Raw genomic sequence first — 1,955 nt, forward strand, 5'->3', positions numbered from 1 at the left:
CGAAGCTCGTCGAAGAACCGGTACGGGTAATGGCGGTTCTCGTACTTCATCGCCTCGGTCCAGGCGGTTTCCGCGGTTGTCATCGTGCTCCGTTCGGGCTTAGCGGCTCTTGGCGCGGAATTCGGCGCCGCGGGAGGTGGGGTCATGGCCAGTGAGCACGACGTCGGGTATGCCGGTCGGCTCCCGCGGATCGGGGAAGCGGGCCGACATCGGTTCCGAATTCGCGGGCACGTCATAGCCCGGCGGCGGGGGCGGGAAGGGCGCCGATTGTTCGATGAGTCTGCCGTAGTACTCCAGCCACTTGCCGTGGTTGAAGGTGATGGCTCCGACGATGCGGCCGTTCTTGCCGAAGGCCGCGGCGAAGCGCAGATCCTCGACCGAGCCCTGGGTGAAGACGATCTCGTCACCGAAGGAGCACACGCCAACGCCCTTGATGTTGACGCCGAACTGGCCGGACCAGAACTGCGGTAGCGGCAGGTGCGGGCGCCGCCCCTTCTCGAGGTTGACCATGTTGTGCGCCGCGGTCTGCGCGCCCAGTACTGCGGCGTCGACGTGCTCGATGGCCATGAACTGGTACTCGTAGAGCACATGGGGCGCCCGGGCGATGTCGCCCGCGACGAAGATGTTGTCGGTCACCACGCCGTTGATGTCAAACGCCCGGCACCCAGCGTCGCAGGCCACCCCCCAGAACCCGGCGGCCAGTTCAGCGCCTTCGAGCCATTCGATGTTGCGTACCGATCCCAGCGACGCCACCACCACGTCGACGTCGAGCAGGGTTCCGTCCGACAGCTGAGCCTGCCGGACGTGTCCGTCGGCGTCGCCCTTCAGCGCCTCCACCGCCACGCCGGTACGCAGGTCCACGCCGGCGTCACGTTGCATCTTCGCCGCGATGTCGCCGATGACACCGCCGAGCGGGCCGACCAGCGGCGCGCTGGAGCGTTCCGCAACCGTCACGTCCAATCCGAGGTCACGGCAGACCGAGGCCATCTCGGAGCCGATGAAGCCGGCGCCGACGATCAGCACCCGTTTGGGCCGTGCCTTCAGTGCGGCCTGCAGCTTGGCCGCGTCATCGCTGGTGCGCAACGTGTACAGCCCCTTGAGCTTCGCCTCTTCCCTGTTGAACCACGCGCGGGACCGCACGCCGGTGGCGATCAGCAGTCGGTCGTAGGGCACCTTGTCGCCGTTGGCCAGCAACACTTCCCGGTTGTCGCGGTCCAGACCGGTCGCGGCGACACCGAGCCGCCAGTCGGCGTCGACCTCCCGCAGTCGCGGCAGCTTGGTGTTCCCGGCAGGCACCCACCCCTTGAGGACCTGCTTGGACAGCGGCGGGCGGTCGTACGGCTCGTGCACCTCGTCACCGATGATGGTCAGCGAGCCGGTGAATCCCTCGTCGCGCAACGCCTCCGCTGCGCGCAGTCCGGTCAGCGAAGCGCCGACGATCACGATTCGGCCCTCCGCCTTGAAGGTCCGGACGATCTCGTCGATCAGCGGGTGCGCGCTCATTTCGCCGTCCGATCCGCCGGCGGATCCATCTCGGCGATGATCGCCTGCACGGGGCAGGACGCAACGGCGCGCGCCACCTGTTGCCGTTGCGAGTCATCGGGGTTCGGGTCGTACGCGAGGGCTTCCTCGCCGTTGAGTTGGAGCACCTCCGGCGCCAGCGGAACGCACTGCGCGTATCCCAGGCAACGGTTCAAATCCACCACGATGCGCATGCCGATTCGGCTCCTTCTCGACCGGGCGCCGAGGGCTGGTCAGCGCATCTCCGGATACGGAGTAGTGGCGCTGACAGTACTGTAAATAACCCGTTCCAGGACGAGATTCCCCCACCGGGCACGTTCGTTGCCCGAGCTAACGAATAATCATGACTGCGAACGCTTTTGAGTCTCGATCGATTGTTGCAGAATCAATGAATCGGTCCCCGGCCGCGCTTCTCGACGGCTAAGGCGCAATGC

2 protein-coding genes are annotated in these 1,955 nt (G+C 66.4%); both read right to left on the bottom strand.

Features of this window, described 5'->3' with window-relative positions:
- Positions 1-99: 99 nt before the first annotated feature.
- Entirely contained in the window at positions 100-1,503 is a 1,404-nt protein-coding gene (locus ACRDUX_RS20475; RefSeq protein WP_526415922.1) for an NAD(P)/FAD-dependent oxidoreductase, read from the bottom strand.
- The gene (locus tag ACRDUX_RS20480) at positions 1,500-1,715 is read right to left on the bottom strand and encodes a ferredoxin (RefSeq protein WP_526415924.1); all 216 of its coding nucleotides are present in this window, start codon (positions 1,713-1,715) and stop codon (positions 1,500-1,502) included. The genes ACRDUX_RS20475 and ACRDUX_RS20480 overlap by 4 nt, the downstream gene beginning before the upstream one ends.
- Positions 1,716-1,955: the final 240 nt, after the last annotated feature.

The organism is Mycobacterium sp. (genome assembly GCF_050701675.1).
In the GTDB taxonomy this organism is placed as follows: domain Bacteria; phylum Actinomycetota; class Actinomycetes; order Mycobacteriales; family Mycobacteriaceae; genus Mycobacterium.

What these genes read in the sequence shown, in the direction of transcription:
- ACRDUX_RS20475 (WP_526415922.1), bottom strand. Translation starts at nt 1,503, where the DNA reads ATGAGCGCGCACCCGCTGATCGACGAGATCGTCCGGACCTTCAAGGCG.
- ACRDUX_RS20480 (WP_526415924.1), bottom strand. Translation starts at nt 1,715, where the DNA reads ATGCGCATCGTGGTGGATTTGAACCGTTGCCTGGGATACGCGCAGTGC.